The organism is Myxococcus sp. MISCRS1, from assembly GCF_026626605.1.
In the GTDB taxonomy this organism is placed as follows: Bacteria; Myxococcota; Myxococcia; order Myxococcales; family Myxococcaceae; genus Myxococcus; species Myxococcus fulvus.
The window spans coordinates 4434576-4453246 of record NZ_JAPNKB010000001.1; the positions used below are offsets into that span (position 1 = coordinate 4434576).

An 18671-nucleotide genomic window follows, 5' to 3' on the forward strand; every position below is an offset into this window, starting at 1 on the left:
GAAGACGCAGGGGGTCGGGTTCCTTGAGTCAAAAGATGTGATGAGGATGAACCGAGGGGCGTGGCTCCCCGGAAACAGGAAGACCCCTCGGGCGGAGCCACAGGGGCGCCGCCGGAGGGGTCTGGGTGAGGCGTCGTCTTCGGGAGGGCCGGTGGGCCCTGTTCATCAGCCGATGATGGGCTCGCAGTAGCCGTCGGTCGAGCAGGCCAGGCCCGAGCAGCAGGCAGCGCCTTCGCCACAGGGCGCCTCGACGGGCTGGCAGGAGCCGGCATCGGGCTCGCCGCCGGTGCCCGCGTCGGGCTCACCGCCGGTGCCCGCGTCGGGCTCACCACCCGTGCCCGCGTCGGGCTCGCTGTCACAGGCGCCCAGCGTGTCGCCGTGCTTGACGTGGGCCTTCACGGCGGCCAGGCCCACTGTGATGGAGTGCGCGTTGTCGGGGTTGCCCGGCGGGATGTGGCAGAGGGTGACCTTGCCCGCGTTGAGCGGGTGGAACGGATCATCGGAGTCGGCTCCCGCGGCCTCGCCCTCGTCGGTGCCGGGCGCACCCTCCAGGCCGCCGGACTGGGGCGCGCCGGTGGACGGCTCCGCGTCGGGCCCGGGTGAGCCACCGCATCCGCTCGCGAGCAACGCGCACAGGGCCACCACGAGAGAGGGAGTCGCAATGAGGTTCAGACGTCGCATGAACGTTCTCCAGTTCCAGGTGTACGGGTGTCGAGCGCCGCGCGAGACCTCGGAGCCATGAGCATGGCCGGGCCACACGCCTGGAGCGAGGGAGCCAGCCCTTGTAGACGACTGCTCCCCGCGAGCACTTCCACCACGCGAAGAAGACCCGGCACCCACGCCCCCGGCCACGCGCTTCACCAGGCGTGGACGCGCTTGAACGCGGAGCCTCGATGAGGGCGCCGGCAGACGCCTCGGAGCGGTTCGCTCGGGAACTTTTCCGTGAGGGTGGTGTCGAGCGGGCGGGGCCGTCATCGGAGGTGGTTGTGGAGCACGTGAGAATCCGACGGGTGCCGAGCTGGACACTCGGTGTCGGGGTGTTGACGGTGCTGCTCGGCGCGGGGGTCGGAGCGGGCGCGGAGCCGGGTGGACCGGGTGCGAGCGTCGCGCCCGCGCTGGAGAACGCCGCGGCGCTGGGGCGCGTCTGGGGCGAGGTGAAGTACGCGCATCCGGCGCTCGCGACGGGCGCGGTCGATTGGGATGCGGCGCTCCTCGCCGCGCTGCCCGGTGCGCTCGCGGCGAGCACCCCCGAGGCGCTCGCCGCGACAGTGGGCGGCATGCTGCGCACGCTCGAGGACCCGCTCACCCGGGTCGTGCGGGATGGGCCGGTGGTGGCCACGAGCACGGCACCTGGGCCGCTGTCGCGCTGGGTGGGTGACGCGCTGGTGCTGGACCTGGACCGAACCTTCGCGAATGTCGACGCACTGTATCCCGCGATGAGCGCGCTGGAGCCGGAGCTCGCGCGAGCTCGCCGCGTGGTCATCGACCTGCGCATGAGTGGGGATGACGCGGCCGCGTGGGCGGAGATGGCGCTCGGCTTCCTGGAGCGCTCGCTGGTGGCGGAGGAGCTGACGGCGCCCGCGGAGCGCTTCCGTGTGTACTCGGGCCATCCCGTGCAGTGGGGGCCCAGCTCCGGGGGATACAGCGCGTCCGTCGAGACGCGGCTCGCGCGGAGATTCACGCCGGTGTCCGGGACGCCGAAGCGCTCGGTGGCGCTGCTCGTCAACGCGCGGACGCCGCTGACGCCGCTGGTGCTCGCGCTGATGTCCACGCCTCGCACGCGAGTCATCGCGCAGGGTGGGCTCGACGAGTCCTCCGCCGTGAGGACTCGCACGCTGCCGCTGCCCGGGGGATATCGCGCGGTGGTGCGCGCCTCGGAGCTCGTGTTCGCCTCCGGCGCCTCGGGACTGTCCGCGGACGTCACCGTGCCGGTGGAGGCGGACGAGGGTGACTCGGGGCCCGCGCTCCAGGACGCGCTCCAACGGGTGCGCTCGGGCACGTCGGGGACGCGGACTCGCGCGAGCGCAGCCCCATCGAGGTCCGCCTCCGCGCTCCCCATCATCAGCGCCGAGGCCATGTACGAGCACCCGGGGTATCCACCGGAACCGCATCGGCTGCTCGCCGTCATCCGGTTCTGGAACGTGATGCGCTTCTTTCATCCCGACCCGAAAGCCCTGCGGGACTGGGACGCCGTCCTGCCCACGTTCCTCGGTCAGGCTCGCGCGGCGGCGGACGCTCGCGCCTACACACAGGTCCTCTACACCCTGGCCGCGCGCGTCCACGACGGACACATCTTCGTCGCGGAGCAGGGCCAGCCGCTGCGCTCTCTCGCCGAGGCCACCGCGCCCGTCCTCCTGCGGCCCGTGCAGGGGCGCTTCATCGTGACGGAGCTGCCCGCGCCCGAGGTCACCCGCGCCGCCGGCATCCACGTGGGCGACGAGGTGGTCGCCGTGGACCAGGAGCCCGTCGCCCTGCACGCGCGGCGACTCACCTCCCTCCTCGGTGCCTCACACGACGCCGCGAGGGCCGAGCGCGTCGCCAGCCTGTTGCTCGCGGGCGCGGACGGCAAGCACGTCGAGGTCATGCTCCAGGGCTCCGACGGCCGCCTCAAGGAGTCACGCCTGCCGCGCTCACGCGACTTCCTCCCGTTCCTGCGTCCCCCACCCCGCGACGACGCCCCCTGGAAGATGCTGAGCGGCGGCATCGGCTACGTGGACCTGCGCAGGCTGCGCGCCGAGTCCGTGGACCCCATGCTCACCGCCATGAAGGACACGCGGGGCCTGGTGCTCGACCTGCGCGGCTATCCCCAGGGCAGCGCCTGGGCGCTCGCGCCGCGACTCAACACGCGCGGCGCCACGACGTCCGCGCTCATCTCCCGCCCCCGGCTCTCCGCCGGAGAGCGCCTGGAGGAGCGCTTCCCCACCCTGCTCCCACCCAACAACGGTCCCCTCTACCGAGGACACGTCATCCTCCTGGTCGACGCGCGGACGCTGAGCCAGGGCGAATACACCGCGATGATGCTGCGCGCCGCGTCCGGCGCACGCCTCGTGGGCAGCGCCACCGCGGGCGCCGTGGGTGACACCACCAACGTCTGCCTCCCCGGCGCTCTCTGCGTCCTCTTCACCGGTCAGCGCTTCGAGACCCCCGACGGCCAGCCGGTCCAGGGCGTGGGCCTGCGCCCCGACGTGGAGGTCCACCCCACCCTCGAGGGCCTGCGCGCCGGACGCGACGAGGTGCTCGAGCGCGCCCTCAGCCTGCTGAACGAGGCAACAGCACGGTGAAGACGGAGCCCACGCCCTCGCGGCTCTCCACCTCGATGCTCCCGCCCATGGCCTCCACGATCTGCCGGCTGATGTAGAGCCCCAGCCCCAGCCCACCGTAGTGGCGCTCCGACACCGCGCGCTCGAAGCGGCCGAACAGGCGCGGCAGGTCGGTCTCCGAGATGCCGATGCCCTCGTCGCGCACCGACAGGCGCACCCGCGCCTCGCCCTCGGCGGAGGCGGACACCTGCACCGGCCGCCCCGCGCCGTACTTCGCCGCGTTGGTGAGCAGGTTGACCAGCACCTGGTCCAACCGCAGCGCGTCCCACCGCCCCTGCAGCGGCTCTGGAATCTCCACCCGCACCGTGCACCCGGCCACCGCGAAGACCTCCTCCATCCGGTCCACCGCGTCGCGCACCGCCTGCCCCAGGTCCACCTCCGTGGGCTCCAATGCCAGCCGCCCCAGCGAGACACGGCTCACGTCCAACAGGTGGTCCACCAGCGACGCCAGCCGCTGCACCTGCCGCATCGCCGTGGACAACCTCGGCGCCACCTTCTCGCGCGAGTCCGGCCCCAGCGCCCGGTCGATGAGCCCGTGCTGGAGCTTCAGGCTCGTCAACGGCGTCTTCAGCTCGTGGCTCGCCACGGAGAGGAACTCGTCGCGCAGCCGCACCGCCGCCTGCGCGTCCCGATACAGCGACGCGTTCTCCAGCGCCACCGCCACGCGTCGCGCCAGCTCCTCCATCATCGACACGTCCGACATGGCCAGCGGACGCTGCGGCGGCGACGTCCCCAACGTGATGACGCCCAGCGTGCGTCCGCGCGTGCGCACCGGCACCACCAACAGCGACGCCGGCCTGAGCGCCTGCAACAGCGCCCGCTGCTCGGAGCTGTCCGACAATCGCTCGCACAGCGCCGCGTCCACGTCCGGCACGAAGCGCGGCTCTCCGGAATGGAAGCACTCGCGCGACAGCGACAGCGCGCCCTCTCCGCCGAGCGCCTGGAGCACCGACGCATCGCGCGAGGGCTCCTGGTGCGCGGACGCCACGCACCGCAGCGTGCCATCCGGCCCCACCAGCTCCACCAGACAGCTGGACGCCACGCTGCTGGCGGCCACGCGCGCCACGTGCTCCAGCGTCCACTCCACGTCGTCCAGGTGCTCGGCCAGCGCGCGGCTCGCCTCGAGCAGGAAGAACAGCCGCTCCTCGGCCTCCTTCCCCATCTGGAGCGCGTGGTGCAACCGCTCGCCCCGCTCGCGCAGCGTGCCGTACAGCACCGCGCGCTCCAGCGCCTGCGAGCACTGCTGGGCCAGCGCCTCCAGGAACGAGCGCTCCGACGCGGTGAAGTCGCGCTGCCCCTCCCAGGCCAGCCACACGAAGCCGCGCACGCCCCGCTCCGTGAGCAGCGGCAGCACCGCGCGCGCCCCGCCCCCCAGCACCGCCACCTCGCGCCGGACGATGCCCGTCAGGGGCAACAGGTCCTCCAGGCGCGAGAACCACTGCGCCTCCCGCCGCTCGGCCGCGCGCGCCAGCACCGGCACCACCAGCGGACGCTTCCCCTCCAGCGCGGCCCTGAACTCCCGCGAATAGCCGAACGCGCCGATGAAGTGGATGAAGCCCTCGTCCGTCAGGCTCATCACCGTGCCACGCGCCGCGCCCGAGGCCTCCAGCCCGTCATGCACCAGCACCCGGGCCACGTCCTCCGCGGTGGCCGCCCGGGACAGCGCCGCCGTCACCGTCTGCAGTCGCGCGGAGAGCGCCTGGGAGACCCGGGCCTCCTCGTACAACAGCGCGTTCTCCATGGAGAGGCTCGCGCGCCGCCCCAGCTCCCGCGCCACCTCCAGGTCCTGCTCCGTGAAGCCCGCCGCCGCGTCACCGCGCAGCAGCGACATCGCCCCCAACACCCGGCCGCGCGCCACCAGCGGCAACACCATCCCCACCCGCGCGCCCAGCGCCACCTCGCGCTCCCAGGCCCGCTCCGACACGGCCTCCATCCGCGACGCGACGCCGGTGCGCAGCGTCTGCGCGATGACGTCCGACATCGTCAGGTCCACCGGACGCAGGCGGAACAGCTCGTGCACCAGCGCCACCCGCCCCGGCTCCCGATGCGCCGCGGCCACGCGCTCCACGCGGCCGTCGTCCCCCAGCACGTCCACCGCGCACCAGTCCGCCAGCTCCGGCACCACCAGCTCCGCCAGCCGCCGCAACACCGTGCGCCACTCCAGCGAGGCCCCCAGCGCCTCACCCGCGCGATACAGGAAGGCCAGCCGCGCGGACTCGGAGGACGCGGGCTCGGCGCGAGGCCCTGTCGCCGCGGCGCCTCGCGGTGTCCCGGCGGTGTCGCCAGGAAGGTCGTCGAGTGGGTTCGGCTCGGCGGACATGAAGGCGACCCCGAGAGCGCGGTGAAGCCCGCAGCTAAGAGCGTCCCGACGCCCGCAACAATGCCGCCCACCTCCGCGGACGGGAGGACTGTCCAATCCCAGACCCGCCAGACGTTGAATGGCCACACCCCCCACGCCCGGGGTGTGTTTCAGGCGAAATGACTCGGGGTCTTCGACTCAAGCCGCGGTCGGGTTCCACCACACGGCGCCCTTGCCGTCGATGGCCCGGCGCGCGCGCACGCGCACGTCCTCCAGCGCCTCGGGCGTGAGCGGACGCCACGCGTGGGCCGCCGCGAGCGCCGCGTCCTGCTCGTTGGGGTGGCTCATCCCCATCAACATGACGTCCGGGTCCAACGTCAGCGTGTAGCGCACGCACTCCTCCACGCCCAGGTGCGGCAGCAGCGGTGCCTCCCGGTCCTCACGTCCACCCGAGCCCACCTTGCCCCGGGGCCGCGACTCCAGCGGCCGGCCATAGCCCTCCGTGTCGCCCAGGAGCTTGCCCGCGCCGAACGTCTTGAACGACACCACGCCCACGCCGCGCGAGCGCGCCAGTGGCAGCACGTCCTCCACGTAGCGCGCGTCCACGAAGGGCCCCAGGGGGAACATCACCACGTCACACAGCCCGGACAGCACCGCCCGGCGCAGCACCTCCGGATGATGGCTGGAGATGCCCCGGAAGCGCGCCTGTCCCGCGCGCACGCACTCGCCCAGCTGCGCCAGTCCCCCACCCGGCGCGGCGAGCGCCTCCCACGCGGACAGCTCCGACACGGCATGGAAGACGAACAGGTCCACGTGCGCGTGCCCCAGCCGCTTCAGGCTCGCCGCGACCTGGGGCCCCACCGGCGCGTCGAGCACGTCCACCTTGTCGATGAGGAACACGCCCTCGCGCCGGCCGCGCAGCGCCTCTCCCACCACCTCTTCGCTCAGGCCCTCCTCGTAGTTGGGCGCGGTGTCGATGACGTTCAGCCCCGCGTCCAGCGCGCGCGTGAGCGTGGCGACGAGCACCTCGCGGGGCGTCGAGCGGTCGGCGATGTCACCGATGCCCACCGCCGTGGCGACGAAGCCGGTGCGGCCCAGCGCGCGGCGGGGCGAGAAGGAAGGGAGCGTGGACATGGTCCCCGTATCTGCAAGAGCCCTCCCGCGTCGTCAAGCCGCGCGCCGGCCTCAGCGGAAGGGACCGGACACCTCGAACGTGACACCGGCGTTGATGGAGTTCGAGGTGCCGCGCTGCGAGCTGAAGTACAGCCGCCGCCCATCCGGGCTGAAGGCCGGCCCGGTGAGCTCCGAGCCCGAGTGTCCCCTCAGCCGGAGGAACGACGACACCACGCGCTGGGGTCCCGGGGTGATGAGACACAGGTCCATGGTGCCGCCGTCCTCGGCGACGAACAGGTCCCCCGAGCGCGACACCACCACGTTGTCCACGCCCGTCAGCGGCGCGAGCGGCAGGAGCGACGCCGCGTAGATGACCTCCAGCCTCCCCGTCGCCGGCGCGTGCGCCCACACGCGGTTGTCTCCCTTGGTGGTGAAGTAGACGGTGCCGCCGTCGTACCAGCAGCCCTCGCCGCCCTCGAACACCGTCGTGCGCGCCGCGACGTCCGGCTGACGCGACACGGACTTCTCCGGCGAGCACCGCACCCACGACAGCCGGGCCTCACCCGCCAGCGCGTCGCCCGACACCTTCGCGGCCTCCAGCGTGCCCTCCGACAATCGGGGCCACACGGACGGCGTGAAGCGGTACAGCCGCCCCTCGGGCTGGTCCTCCGTCAGGTACAGCCGCTGGCCCACCGGGTCCACCGCCACCGCCTCGTGCGGGAACGCGCCGAGCGCCGGCCGCTCCACGCCCTGCGACGGCCTCGCCGGGTTGCACTCCCACACCCAACCCCTCGGGTGCTCCTCGCACGACAGCCACGTGCCCCACGGCGTGGGCCCGCCCGCGCAGTTCAGCCGCGTGCCCGCGAGGATTCGATAGGCCGCCAGCACCCGGCCGCCCGCGTCGAAGCGCACCGCGCTCGCGCCGCCGGAGATGGCCTCGCTGTTGGACACATAGACGTAGCCACCCTCCGGCCGCGCGAAGCAGGCCCCCCCGTCCGGCGCCGGATGCCAGACGTAACCGGTGGGCCCCACCGGTTGTCCCGAGCGCGCCACGATGCGGGAGGTGAAGCCCGCCGGCAGCCTCAGGCCGTTGGCGTCGGGCGAGCCGGAGATGGCGCCGTAGGGACCGGGGCCCGCCTGGGCCGGGGCCGCGTAGGCGGCCTTCCAGAACCCGGGGCCGAAGGCGAGCGCGCTCCCCCCGAGCGCGGAGAGACGAAGGAAGTCGCGACGACCGAGCCGCATGCGTGGTTCTCCTGTACCGGGAAGGAGAACCACCCGCGCGCCGCCCCACCACTGAACGCGGAGGACGGGTGCGCGTCAGGACACATCAGCCGCGTCGACTCTCGCGATTCTTGTCCCAGATGGCGTAGAGGATGATGAGGAAGGCGACAAGCCGGGCCACGTAGATGTAGTAGCGCCGCTCGTCCTGCACGTCGATGAGCGCGGCCACCACCGAGTTCACCCCGAGCACCGCGAACGACAGCGCGAAGAAGGCGAACAGCCGGTCGTGCGACTGCTTCCAGAAGCGCAGGAAGAACAGCGCGCAGGCCAGCCACGCCATCGCCACCGCGCCATTGAGCATGGAGTGGAACATGGGGGGTTCCTCTCGCTACGAGCCGTCCCAGATGAGGCCGTACAGCAGGACGGAGACGCTGGCCAGGGTGGTGAGCTGGCGGGGCAGGTACAAATCAATCGTCGTCGGCAGGACCACCAGGTCCACGAACAACAGGACGTTGTTGACCGCCATGCCCACGAAGCACAGCCCGCTCCACAGCAGGAGCCGTGACTGGCTGCGCTTCCATGCGCGCAAGAGCAGCACCGCGCACGCCATGCTCGTCAAGGCACAGAGGATGTAGACCGCTTCAGCCATGGTCGCCGTCCTTGTCCTTCTTCAGCACGAAGGCCTCCGCGAAGCCCCGGACCTTGTCCAGGGGCCGGGAGAAGATGAAGGAGATGACACTCACCCGGCGCGCACCGTACACCGCCGCCAGCTCCGTGACGGCCTGCACGTCCTCCGAGCTCGCCGGACTGAAGCGATAGACGGGCACACGTCCGCCGTCGCTCACCAGCAGGCTCCTCGCGGTGAGGTCCGCCAGCCTCGCGGCGGCGGAAGGTTCTGTGATGCGCAGCTCCAGGCTCACCGATGACGCGGTCCACTCCCGCCCCGGCTGGGCTCGAAGCAGGAGGAGCACCTCCAGCTTCTCCAGGGAGTCGATGTGCGTCGTGATGAAGCGCTGGACCCGCGGCGGAAGTCCGGCGTCGCTCACAGGGCCACCATGCCCACGTTATTTTGTGCGTCAACCTTTTCTCGCAACAGGATGTTCAGGTTCCGGCGTGGACGTCTCCCTCGCCCGCTCGCCCTGCCTCACGGGAAGCGGGCCCTCCATGTCCTCCCGTCCCGGGTGGGCGGGCGCAAGCTGCCTGAGTCCTTCCACAAGCTGCACCGTGGCGCTCGGCGCCGCCACGTCCAGCAGGGCGAGCAGCACCGTCTCCGGACGGCCATGCATCCGGGGCAGCCAGGTGCTGAAGGCGCGCACCGAGCCTTGTTGGCCACCCCACTCCCAATCCACATGGAAGCCCTGGAGGGCCTCACCGCGGGCCGCGCGCATGAGGGGTTGCTCGTCGGTGGAGAGCACCTGGCCTTGCGGGCCCCGCACGACGAGGCCCTCGTGGAGGCCCTGGGCCTCGCGGTACGCGAGCCCTCCGCCAGCGAGCCCCTGGGCCGCGCGGTTGGCCAGCAGGGTGTGGCCCGTGCCGGGCTCCACCAGGGCGAGCGGCGTGGGGAGCGCCGCGAGCACGGCCTCCAGCCAGCGCTGCTGGTTGCGGTGCGTCTCCATCTCCCGGCGCAGCAGCTCCTCGCGGGCGCGGGCGCGCTCGGCGTCCACGCGGCGCTGGGCCTCGGCCAGCTCGTTCTCGTGCTCGCGCCGCTCGGTCTGCCGCAGCACCTCCGCCTGACGCTTCACCAGCTCCGTCTTGCGGTAGAGGTCCGCGAACACGCTCACCTTGGAGCGGAGGATCTCCGGCTCGTAGGGCTTGAGCAGGTAGTCCACCGCGCCCACGGCGTAGGCGCGCAGCTCCGGCAGCTGGCCGCGCGACAGGGCGGTGAGGAAGAGCAGCGGGGTGTGGCGGCTGCGCTCGCGCTCGCGGATGAGGCTCGCCGTCTCGAAGCCGTCCATGCCCGGCATCACGACGTCCAGGAGGATGGCGGCGAAGTCCTGGGAGAGCAGGTGGCGCAGCGCCTCGCGGCCGCTGCGCGCGGTGACGAGCTGGAGCCCCAGCGGCGCGAGCGTCGCCTCCAGCGCGAGCAGCCCCTCGGGCTGGTCGTCGACCAGGAGGACGGACACGGGGCTCATGGCTGCACCCTGCCGCGCGACACGTAGGCCAGTCGCGCGAGCCAACCTCCCACGTCCCCGAGTGACAAGCGCTCGACCTCCGCGTCGAACAGCTCCACGTCCTCGCCGCCCACCAGCGCCACGCGTCCGCCGCGCGCCTGGAGCAGGCCCAGCCCCGTGAGGCCGTCGTCATGGCCGCCGAAGAGCAACCCCGCCGCGGCGGCGCCGTGGCTGTCCGCCGCGGACTCGAAGAGCGCGTCGATGGCGGGACGACAGCCGTGCTCGGGAGGCTCCACCGACAGCGACACCGAGCCCCGGTCCACCAGCAGGTGGTAGCCCCACGGCGCCAGGTACACGCGGCCGGGCACCAGGTCGTCCTTGTCGTCCGGCTCCACCACCGGCAGCGCGCAGCGGCGGCCCAGGGGCTCCACCAGCCGGTCGTGCGGCCCCCGGTGCAGCGCCACGACGACGGGCGCCGGCAGGTGCGCCGGCAACACGGACAGCAGCGTCTCCAGGTCCGCCGCGGCGCCACGCGGCGCGCCCACCACCAGCAACCCCACGCTCATGACACCCTCCGGAAGATGCGGCCACTGCCCTCCAGCTCCTCGAAGGCCTGGGCGTGGGGCGTGCGCGACAGCGACTCCTTGCGCCCCAGGCACAAGAAGCCGAAGCGGGCCAGGCTCTCGTACAGCCGCGAGTGCACGCGGTTGTGCAGCGCGCGGTTGAAGGACAGCAGCGTGTCCCGGCACACGATGACATGGAACTCGTTGAACGAGCCGTCGATGGCCAGGTTGTGCTGGGTGAAGAAGATGCCGTCGCGCAGCTTCGGCTGGAGGAGCGCCCAGTTGCCGTCGCGCGTGTAGTGGTCCGACAGCGAGCCCTTGCCGCCCGACTCCGCGTGGCGGCGCGCGCAGTCCTCGGCGGGCAGGGGCACCACGCCCGTGCGCGCGTCCGCGAGCAGCCCCTCGCTCGCGTCGGACGCGTACAGCCGGCACCGCCCCCACAGCCCCTCTTCATGCAGGAGGATGGCCAGCGAGTAGGTGTCCTCGCCCGTGCCGCAGCCCGCGTGCCACACGCGCACCGACGGCCAGGTGCGCAGCACGGGGACGACGCGCGCGCGGAAGTCGCGGAAGAAGGCCGCGTCCGAGAAGAGCGTGGGCGGTGTGCACGACAGCGCGCGCAGGAGCCCCTCCAGCGCGTCGCTGTCGTGGAGCACGCGGGCCTGGAGCGCGGAGAAGGACTCCAGGCGCTCCTCGCGCAGGTGACGCCGCAGCCGCCGCAGCAACTGCGGACGCGAGTGGCTGCGCAGGTCGAAGCCCCAGTGGCGGGCCACGCCCTCCAGCAGGAGCTCCGCCTCCAGCGTCTCCAGCGCCGAGGACTGGGCCCCGGCGCTCACCCGGAGACCTCCGTGCGCGGGCCCTTGGCCTGAGCACCCCGGGGCGCGTGCAGCCACACGCGCAGGAGGCTGAGCAGCTTCTCGATGTCCACCGGCTTGGTGATGTAGTCGGACGCGCCCGCCTCCAGGCACTTCTCGCGGTCACCCTTCATCGCCTTCGCGGTGAGGGCCAGGATGGGCAGGTGCGAGACGCGCTCCATGCGGCGGATGGCGCGCATGGCCTGGTAGCCGTCCATCTCCGGCATCATCACGTCCATCAGCACCAGCTCGATGTCCTCGTCCGTCTCCAGCTGCGCCAGGCCCTCGCGCGCGCTCTCCGCGAAGGCCACCTTCATGCCGTAGCGCTCCAGCACGGTGTTGAGGGCGAAGATGTTGCGCACGTCGTCGTCCACCACCAGCACCTTGCGGTTGACGAGCAGCGGGTCCCGCTCGCGCGCCTTCTCCAGCATGCGGCGCTTGGTCTCCGACAGCGTGGCGGGTGAGCGGTGCAGGAACAGGCTCGTCTCCTCCAGCAGGCGCTCGGGGCTCTGCGCGTCCTTGACGACGATGGCCTCCGCCACCCGACGCAGCTCCGTCTCCTGCGCGCGCGACAGCTCGCGGCCGGTGTAGACGATGATGGGCGGCCCGCCGGCCCCATGCGCCTCGCGCACGCGGCGGATGAGCTCCGTGCCGGGCAGGTCCGGCAGGCCCAGGTCCAGCACCATGCAGTCGAAGCGGCGCTCCGCCAGCGCGGCCAGCGCGGCCGCCGCGGTGCCCACCGCCATCGTCTGCACGTCGTCGCTGCCCAGCAGCTCCTGGAGCGACTGGCGGTGCACGGCGTCGTCCTCGACGATGAGCAGCCCGCGGCCCTTGCGCTCCACGAAGTCGCGCAGGGAGGCCAGCGCCGCCACCGCCGCGGCCGGGTCCGCCGCCGCGCGCAGGTGGCCGATGGCGCCCAGGTTGAGCGAGCGCTCGCGGTGGTCGTCGTCCGACACGGTGTAGACCGGGAGCGCGCGCGTGCTGGCGTCGTGCTTGAGCCGGTCCAGCACCACCCAGCCCGCCATCTCCGGCAGGTCCAGGTCCACCGCCACGGCCACGGGCCGCGAGTCGCGCACCACGTCCAGCGCGCCCTCCACCTCCGTGGAGACGAGCACCTTGAAGCCCGCGCCCTGCGCCGCCGCGCGCAGCCGCGCCGCGTGGTCCGGCGCGTGCGTCACCGCCAGGAGCACCTTGTCCCCGGGCTGGATGGTGGCGCGGTCATCATCGATGGACAGCGTGACGAGCCCCGTGGGCGCCGCGGACGACTCCTCCAGGTGCAGGGGCGGCGGCAGCATGGCGACGGACTGGGCCAGCACGCTGGACACCAGGCGGTTGTCCACGCCGGGCCGCTCCGCCATGAAGTCCAGGGGCAGGTAGAGGGTGAAGATGCTGCCCTGGCCCGGCTCGCTCTCCAGCCGGATTTCGCCGCCGAGCAGGCGCGCGATTTCGCGGCTGATGGACAGGCCCAGGCCGGTGCCGCCGTACTTGCGCGCGGTGGAGCCGTCCGCCTGCTGGAAGGCCTCGAAGATGATGTGGTGCTTGTCCTTGGGGATGCCGATGCCCGTGTCGCGCACGGAGAAGGCCACCACCGAGGGCGCGCTGGAGAGCACCGGGTGGTCCGGCGTCCAGCCGTTCCTCGCCATGCCGATGCGCAGCGACACCGAGCCGGACTCGGTGAACTTGAAGGCGTTGGACAGCAGGTTCTTGAGCACCTGCTGCAGCCGCTTCGCGTCCGTCTCCACCTCGCCCGCCATGCCCGGCGACAGGTCGATGTCGAACTGGAGGCCCTTCTTGTCCGCCACCTGGCGGAAGGTGCGGTCCACGAACTCGCGCAGGTCGCTGAAGCGCAGCGGGCCCACGTCCACCGTCATGGTGCCGGACTCGATCTTGGACAGGTCGAGGATGTCGTTGATGAGCTCCAGGAGGTCCGCGCCCGAGGCGTGGATGGTCTTGGCGAACTCCACCTGACGTCCGGTGAGGTTGCCCTCCACGTTGTCGCTGAGCGTCTGGCTGAGGATGAGCAGCGAGTTGAGCGGCGTGCGCAGCTCGTGGCTCATGTTGGCGAGGAACTCGGACTTGTACTTGGAGGTGAGGCTCAGCTGCTCGGCCTTCTCCTCCAGCGCGCGCTTGGCCTGCTCGACCTCGCCGTTCTTGCGCTCGACCTCCGTCTTCTGCTCGGAGAGCAGCTTCGCCTTCTCCTGCAGCTCCTCGTTGGTGCGGCGCAGCTCCTCCTGCTGACGCTTGAGCAGCTCCTCGGACTGCTGGAGCGAGGTGGCCTGCTGCTCCAGGCGCTTGTTCGTCTCCGTCAGCTCCTCCTGCTGCTTGCGCAGCTCGTCCGTGAGCGCCTGGGACTGCTTGAGCAGCGCCTCGGTGCGCATGTTGGCGGCAATCGTGTTGAGCACGATGCCGATGGACTCGGTGAGCTGCGCGAGGAAGCCCAGGTGCACCTCGCTGAAGCGGTGGAACGAGGCCAGCTCGATGACGGCCTTGATTTCCCCCTCGAAGAGCACCGGCAGCACGACGATGTTGCGCGGCACCTCCTCACCGAGCCCGGAGGAGATGCGGATGTACGTGTCCGGCACGTCCGACAGGAGGATGGGCTCCTTCTCCAGCGCGCACTGGCCCACCAGGCCCTCGCCCAGCTTGAAGGTGTTGGAGAGGCCCTTGCGCTCCCGGTACGCGTAGGACGCGAGCAGCTTGAGGATCTGCTCCCCGGCCTCGGCGCGCTCGGAGATGTAGAAGACGCCGTGCTGCGCGTCCACCAGCGGCGCCAGCTCCGACAGGATGACCTTGGACACCGTGAGCAGGTCTCGCTGTCCCTGGAGGACGCGGGTGAACTTGGCCAGGTTGGTCTTGAGCCAGTCCTGTTCCGTGTTCTTGCGCGTGGTGTCCTTCAGGTTGCGGATCATCTCGTTGATGTTGTCCTTGAGGGCGGCCACTTCGCCCTGCGCGGACACCGTGATGAAGCGCGTGAGGTCACCCTTGGTCACCGCCGTGGCCACCTCGGCGATGGCGCGCACCTGCGTCGTCAGGTTCGCGGCGAGCTGGTTCACGTTGTCGGTGAGGTCGCGCCAGATGCCGGCCGTGCCGGGCACGCGCGCCTGTCCACCCAGCTTCCCTTCGATTCCCACCTCGCGGGCCACCGTGGTCACCTGGTCGGCGAACACCGCCAGCGTGTCGATCATCCCGTTGATGGTGTCCGCCAGCTCGGCGATTTCCCCCTTCGCGTCCACGACGAGCTTGCGCTTCAGGTCGCCGTTGGCCACCGCCGTCACCACCTTGGCGATGCCGCGCACCTGCGTCGTCAGGTTGGAGGCCATGGAGTTCACGTTGTCCGTGAGGTCCTTCCACGTGCCGGCCACCCCCTTCACCTCGGCCTGACCGCCCAGCTTTCCTTCCGTGCCGACTTCGCGGGCGACGCGCGTCACCTCGGACGCGAAGGACGACAGCTGGTCCACCATCGTGTTGATGGTGTTCTTGAGCTCCAGGATTTCGCCCTGCACGTCCACGGTGATCTTCTTCGACAAATCACCGCGCGCCACGGCCGTGGTGACTTCGGCGATGTTGCGCACCTGCGACGTCAGGTTCGACGCCATCGAGTTCACGTTGTCCGTGAGGTCCTTCCACGTGCCGGCGACGCCCTTCACCACGGCCTGTCCGCCCAGCTTTCCCTCGGTGCCGACCTCACGCGCGACGCGGGTCACCTCGGACGCGAACGAGTTGAGCTGGTCCACCATCGTGTTGATGGTGTTCTTCAGCTCCAGGATCTCGCCGCGCACGTCCACCGTGATTTTCTTGGACAGGTCACCGTTGGCGACGGCGGTCGTCACCTCGGCGATGTTGCGCACCTGCGCGGTGAGGTTGGAGGCCATGGAGTTCACGTTGTCCGTGAGGTCCTTCCACGTGCCGCCCACGCCCTTCACCACGGCCTGACCGCCGAGCTTTCCTTCCGTCCCCACTTCACGGGCGACGCGGGTCACCTCGGACGCGAACGAGTTGAGCTGGTCCACCATCGTGTTGATGGTGTTCTTGAGCTCCAGAATCTCGCCACGCACGTCCACGGTGATCTTCTTGGACAGGTCACCGCGCGCCACCGCCATCGTCACCTCGGCGATGTTTCGCACCTGGGACGTCAGGTTGGAGGCCATGGAGTTCACGTTGTCCGTGAGGTCCTTCCACGTGCCACCCACGCCGCGCACCACGGCCTGACCGCCGAGCTTTCCTTCCGTGCCGACCTCCTTCGCGACGCGCGTCACCTCGGAGGCGAAGGACGACAGCTGGTCCACCATCGTGTTGATGGTGTTCTTCAGCTCCAGCACCTCGCCGCGTGCATCGACGGTGATCTTCTTCGACAGGTCACCCTTGGCGACGGCCGTCGTCACGTCGGCGATGTTGCGCACCTGCGCGGTGAGGTTGGAGGCCATGGAGTTCACGTTGTCCGTGAGGTCCTTCCACGTGCCACCCACGCCGCGCACCACGGCCTGGCCGCCCAGCTTGCCCTCGGTGCCGACCTCGCGCGCCACGCGCGTCACCTCGGACGCGAACGAGTTGAGCTGGTCCACCATCGTGTTGATGGTGTTCTTCAGCTCCAGGATTTCGCCCTGCACGTCCACGGTGATCTTCTTCGACAGGTCTCCGTTGGCCACCGCCGTGGTCACCTCGGCGATGTTGCGCACCTGCGACGTCAGGTTCGACGCCATCGAGTTCACGTTGTCCGTGAGGTCCTTCCACGTGCCGGCGACGCCCTTCACCACGGCCTGACCGCCCAGCTTTCCCTCGGTGCCGACCTCACGCGCGACGCGGGTCACCTCGGAGGCGAACGAGTTGAGCTGGTCCACCATCGTGTTGATGGTGTTCTTCAGCTCCAGAATCTCGCCGCGCACGTCCACGGTGATCTTCTTCGACAGGTCTCCATTGGCGACGGCCGTCGTCACCTCGGCGATGTTGCGCACCTGGGACGTGAGGTTGGAGGCCATGGAGTTCACGTTGTCCGTGAGGTCCTTCCACGTGCCGCCCACGCCCTTCACGACGGCCTGACCGCCCAGCTTTCCCTCCGTACCCACCTCACGCGCCACGCGCGTCACTTCCGAGGCGAAGGACGACAGCTGGTCCACCATCGTGTTGATGGTGTTCTTCAGCTCGAGAATCTCACCGCGCACGTCCACGGTGATCTTCTTGGACAGGTCGCCCTTGGCGACGGCCGTCGTCACCTCGGCGATGTTGCGCACCTGCGACGTCAGGTTCGACGCCATCGAGTTCACGTTGTCCGTGAGGTCCTTCCACGTGCCGGCGACGCCCTTCACGCGGGCCTGGCCGCCCAGCTTTCCCTCGGTGCCCACCTCGCGCGCCACGCGCGTCACCTCGGAGGCGAAGGCGCCGAGCTGCTCCACCATGCCGTTCACCAGCCGGGCGGTGCGGAAGAACTCGCCCTTCAGCGGCCGGCCGTCCACCTCCAGCGCCACCGTCTGGGACAGGTCGCCCTTGGCCACCGCGCCGATGACGCGGCCCATCTCCGTCGTCGGCTGCGCCAGGTCCGCCACCAGTGTGTTCACCGACTCCACGCAGTCGGCCCAGGAGCCCACCGCGCTCACCACGTGCGCGCGCTGGGTGATGCGGCCCTCCTTGCCCACCACGTTGCCGATGCGCTCGAACTCGTGCGCCATGCGCTCGTTGAGCTCGATGATTTCGTTCAGCGAGTCCGCGACCTTGCCCGCGTTGCCCACCTTGTCCACGGGCATGCGCACGGAGAAGTCACCCTTGCGCACCGCCGTCAGCACGCGCAGCAGCTGCCGCGAGTCCAACGCATCCGAGTCGTCCTCCACGGAGCGCTGCGGTGGCACCACCGCACGAGCGCGACGCGAGACAACCTTCTTCACAGTCATGGAGAGCCCCTGCACGTCCCTGGGATGGGCGCGGCCTCTCCGTTGTCCCGCGACTCCCCGCCCCCGACAGCCCCCTCGGGAGGGCACAGTGCCCACCACCGGACACTCGCTCGCGACTTCGTGCGCCAGCCAACATTGACCCAGGGGAGGTCCGCCACGGCGCGTGAAGTCGGACACGCGGACCGAGCCTGCCCGCCCGCTCGGGAGGAAGGCGCGCCCGGCGGTTCCCGGACGCGCCCCGCGCCCTTCCCGGAGCGCCTGGACTCACGCCGGCACGGCCTCGGGCCCTGTCGCCCGAGGCCGCCCGAAGCGCCGGCGTGCGAGCCCCGCGTCAGAAGCAGCGCGCGCGAGCGGCGACACCGGTCTGGTTCGAGGAGCCGCTCAGGTACCAATAACCGGAGTCGTTGTAGATGCGCACGTACTCACCGCTCCCCTCGAACTTGCCGCGCACGAACGTGAGGCCGCAAGCGCGCGTCGAGGGCGTCGCCATGAGGTAGGACGCGGGCGAGCCCTGGTACCAGGCGACTTCATTCGTATACGCGGGGTCGGTGCCGGACGGCGAGACGTCGATGCACCGCGCGCGGGCGCGCACGCTGCTCTGGCTGGAGTTGCCGTTCAGGTACCAGCTCCCGCCGCTGACGTAGGCGTGCACCCACTCTCCGGTGCCGTTGAACTTGCCGGCGATGCCCACCAGGTAGCAGACGCGGTTGGTCGCGGTGCCCATGTAGACGGGGTACGCCATCGACTGCGTCCACTGGTACTCGGTGGTGTCACCCTCCGCCTCCACGCACCGGGCCGCGCCGTGGATGCCCGTCTGCTGCGAGGCGCCGCCCAGGTACCAGGAGCCGCCCGACTGGAAGATGTCCACGCGCTCGCCACCTCCCTGGAGGTCGCCGCCCACGCGCGTGAGGAAGCACGAGCGCCCGTCCGTGCCGCCCATCGGCTTGGCGAGGTTGCCCTGGGACCAGGTGAACTCGTTGCTCGCCACCAGCGCGGCGGACGTGCTGGCCAGCGACTCGGCGCCGGGCGAGGACGCGCCGTTCTGCCCAGGCGCCTCGGTCAGGTCCTCGGGGCCGCAGCCCCACAGCACGGCGGGAATCGTGAGCATGACCAGGGTATGACGCAGCTTCGACATGAGGGTGTCTTTCTCGGTGATGGGTTGGAGCGCGCGTTCGCGCCGCGGCCTGCTTGAGCAAGGCACATGCCGCCCGCGTGTCGTCGCGCGCCCCGAGCGGGCGACCGTCCTCGCCCCTCACGTGGCACCACGAATGGCACTCGGATGGCACATGCCTCCGGGTGTGCCACCTGGGT

13 protein-coding genes are annotated in these 18671 nt (G+C 71.0%); 1 reads left to right on the forward strand and 12 read right to left on the reverse strand.

All coding sequences use genetic code 11. The features are described from left to right. Positions 1-165: 165 nt before the first annotated feature. Positions 166-681, reverse strand: coding sequence for a hypothetical protein (locus tag OWM54_RS17235; RefSeq protein WP_223782396.1), 516 nt, complete (start codon positions 679-681; stop codon positions 166-168). A 314-nt stretch (positions 682-995) separates the two neighbouring features. Between OWM54_RS17235 and OWM54_RS17240 the strand changes: the two genes are divergently transcribed. Beyond that, the gene (locus OWM54_RS17240; protein ID WP_267698216.1) at positions 996-3281 is read left to right on the forward strand and encodes a S41 family peptidase; all 2286 of its coding nucleotides are present in this window, start codon (positions 996-998) and stop codon (positions 3279-3281) included. Here the strand turns inward: OWM54_RS17240 and OWM54_RS17245 are convergent. The 11 genes from OWM54_RS17245 to OWM54_RS17295 form a co-directional block, all read right to left on the reverse strand. Continuing rightward, complete coding sequence (locus OWM54_RS17245; protein WP_223749250.1) at positions 3250-5640, reverse strand: GAF domain-containing protein; 2391 nt, start codon at positions 5638-5640, stop codon at positions 3250-3252. The two genes, OWM54_RS17240 and OWM54_RS17245, sit on opposite strands and share 32 nt — an antisense overlap. Positions 5641-5817: 177 nt before the next feature. After that, positions 5818-6753, reverse strand: coding sequence for an aldo/keto reductase (locus tag OWM54_RS17250; RefSeq protein ID WP_223749249.1), 936 nt, complete (start codon positions 6751-6753; stop codon positions 5818-5820). Between the two features lie 51 nt (positions 6754-6804). Further along, a complete protein-coding gene (locus OWM54_RS17255; RefSeq protein ID WP_267698217.1) occupies positions 6805-7974 on the reverse strand; it encodes an alkaline phosphatase PhoX in 1170 nt (389 codons plus the stop codon). A gap of 85 nt (positions 7975-8059) precedes the next feature. Next, positions 8060-8326 carry a DUF5985 family protein gene (locus OWM54_RS17260; RefSeq protein WP_223749247.1) on the reverse strand — a complete coding sequence of 89 codons (267 nt, stop codon included), beginning with the start codon at positions 8324-8326 and terminating at the stop codon, positions 8060-8062. A gap of 15 nt (positions 8327-8341) precedes the next feature. Further along, positions 8342-8602 (reverse strand): DUF5985 family protein, encoded by a 261-nt coding sequence (locus OWM54_RS17265; protein ID WP_223749246.1) that lies wholly within the window; start codon positions 8600-8602, stop codon positions 8342-8344. Continuing rightward, positions 8595-8999, reverse strand: coding sequence for a hypothetical protein (locus OWM54_RS17270; RefSeq protein WP_223782394.1), 405 nt, complete (start codon positions 8997-8999; stop codon positions 8595-8597). Before OWM54_RS17270 ends, OWM54_RS17265 begins: the two co-directional genes overlap by 8 nt. A 30-nt stretch (positions 9000-9029) precedes the next feature. Continuing rightward, positions 9030-10085 carry a response regulator gene (locus tag OWM54_RS43240; RefSeq protein ID WP_324289128.1) on the reverse strand — a complete coding sequence of 352 codons (1056 nt, stop codon included), beginning with the start codon at positions 10083-10085 and terminating at the stop codon, positions 9030-9032. Next, positions 10082-10630 (reverse strand): chemotaxis protein CheB, encoded by a 549-nt coding sequence (locus OWM54_RS17280; RefSeq protein ID WP_223749244.1) that lies wholly within the window; start codon positions 10628-10630, stop codon positions 10082-10084. Before OWM54_RS17280 ends, OWM54_RS43240 begins: the two co-directional genes overlap by 4 nt. Further along, positions 10627-11460 carry a CheR family methyltransferase gene (locus tag OWM54_RS17285; protein WP_267698218.1) on the reverse strand — a complete coding sequence of 278 codons (834 nt, stop codon included), beginning with the start codon at positions 11458-11460 and terminating at the stop codon, positions 10627-10629. The genes OWM54_RS17280 and OWM54_RS17285 overlap by 4 nt, the downstream gene beginning before the upstream one ends. Further along, positions 11457-17360, reverse strand: coding sequence for a HAMP domain-containing protein (locus OWM54_RS17290; RefSeq protein ID WP_223782392.1), 5904 nt, complete (start codon positions 17358-17360; stop codon positions 11457-11459). The genes OWM54_RS17285 and OWM54_RS17290 overlap by 4 nt, the downstream gene beginning before the upstream one ends. 331 nt (positions 17361-17691) lie before the next feature. After that, the gene (locus OWM54_RS17295) at positions 17692-18495 is read right to left on the reverse strand and encodes a hypothetical protein (RefSeq protein WP_267698220.1); all 804 of its coding nucleotides are present in this window, start codon (positions 18493-18495) and stop codon (positions 17692-17694) included. Positions 18496-18671 lie beyond the last annotated feature (176 nt).

Excerpts from the sequence above, each read along its gene's own strand:
- OWM54_RS17235 (WP_223782396.1), bottom strand. The coding sequence starts at position 681 with ATGCGACGTCTGAACCTCATTGCGACTCCCTCTCTCGTGGTGGCCCTG.
- OWM54_RS17245 (WP_223749250.1), bottom strand. The coding sequence starts at position 5,640 with ATGTCCGCCGAGCCGAACCCACTCGACGACCTTCCTGGCGACACCGCC.
- OWM54_RS17250 (WP_223749249.1), bottom strand. The coding sequence starts at position 6,753 with ATGTCCACGCTCCCTTCCTTCTCGCCCCGCCGCGCGCTGGGCCGCACC.
- OWM54_RS17255 (WP_267698217.1), bottom strand. The coding sequence starts at position 7,974 with ATGCGGCTCGGTCGTCGCGACTTCCTTCGTCTCTCCGCGCTCGGGGGG.
- OWM54_RS17260 (WP_223749247.1), bottom strand. The coding sequence starts at position 8,326 with ATGTTCCACTCCATGCTCAATGGCGCGGTGGCGATGGCGTGGCTGGCC.
- OWM54_RS17265 (WP_223749246.1), bottom strand. The coding sequence starts at position 8,602 with ATGGCTGAAGCGGTCTACATCCTCTGTGCCTTGACGAGCATGGCGTGC.
- OWM54_RS43240 (WP_324289128.1), bottom strand. The coding sequence starts at position 10,085 with ATGAGCCCCGTGTCCGTCCTCCTGGTCGACGACCAGCCCGAGGGGCTG.
- OWM54_RS17280 (WP_223749244.1), bottom strand. The coding sequence starts at position 10,630 with ATGAGCGTGGGGTTGCTGGTGGTGGGCGCGCCGCGTGGCGCCGCGGCG.
- OWM54_RS17290 (WP_223782392.1), bottom strand. The coding sequence starts at position 17,360 with ATGACTGTGAAGAAGGTTGTCTCGCGTCGCGCTCGTGCGGTGGTGCCA.
- OWM54_RS17295 (WP_267698220.1), bottom strand. The coding sequence starts at position 18,495 with ATGTCGAAGCTGCGTCATACCCTGGTCATGCTCACGATTCCCGCCGTG.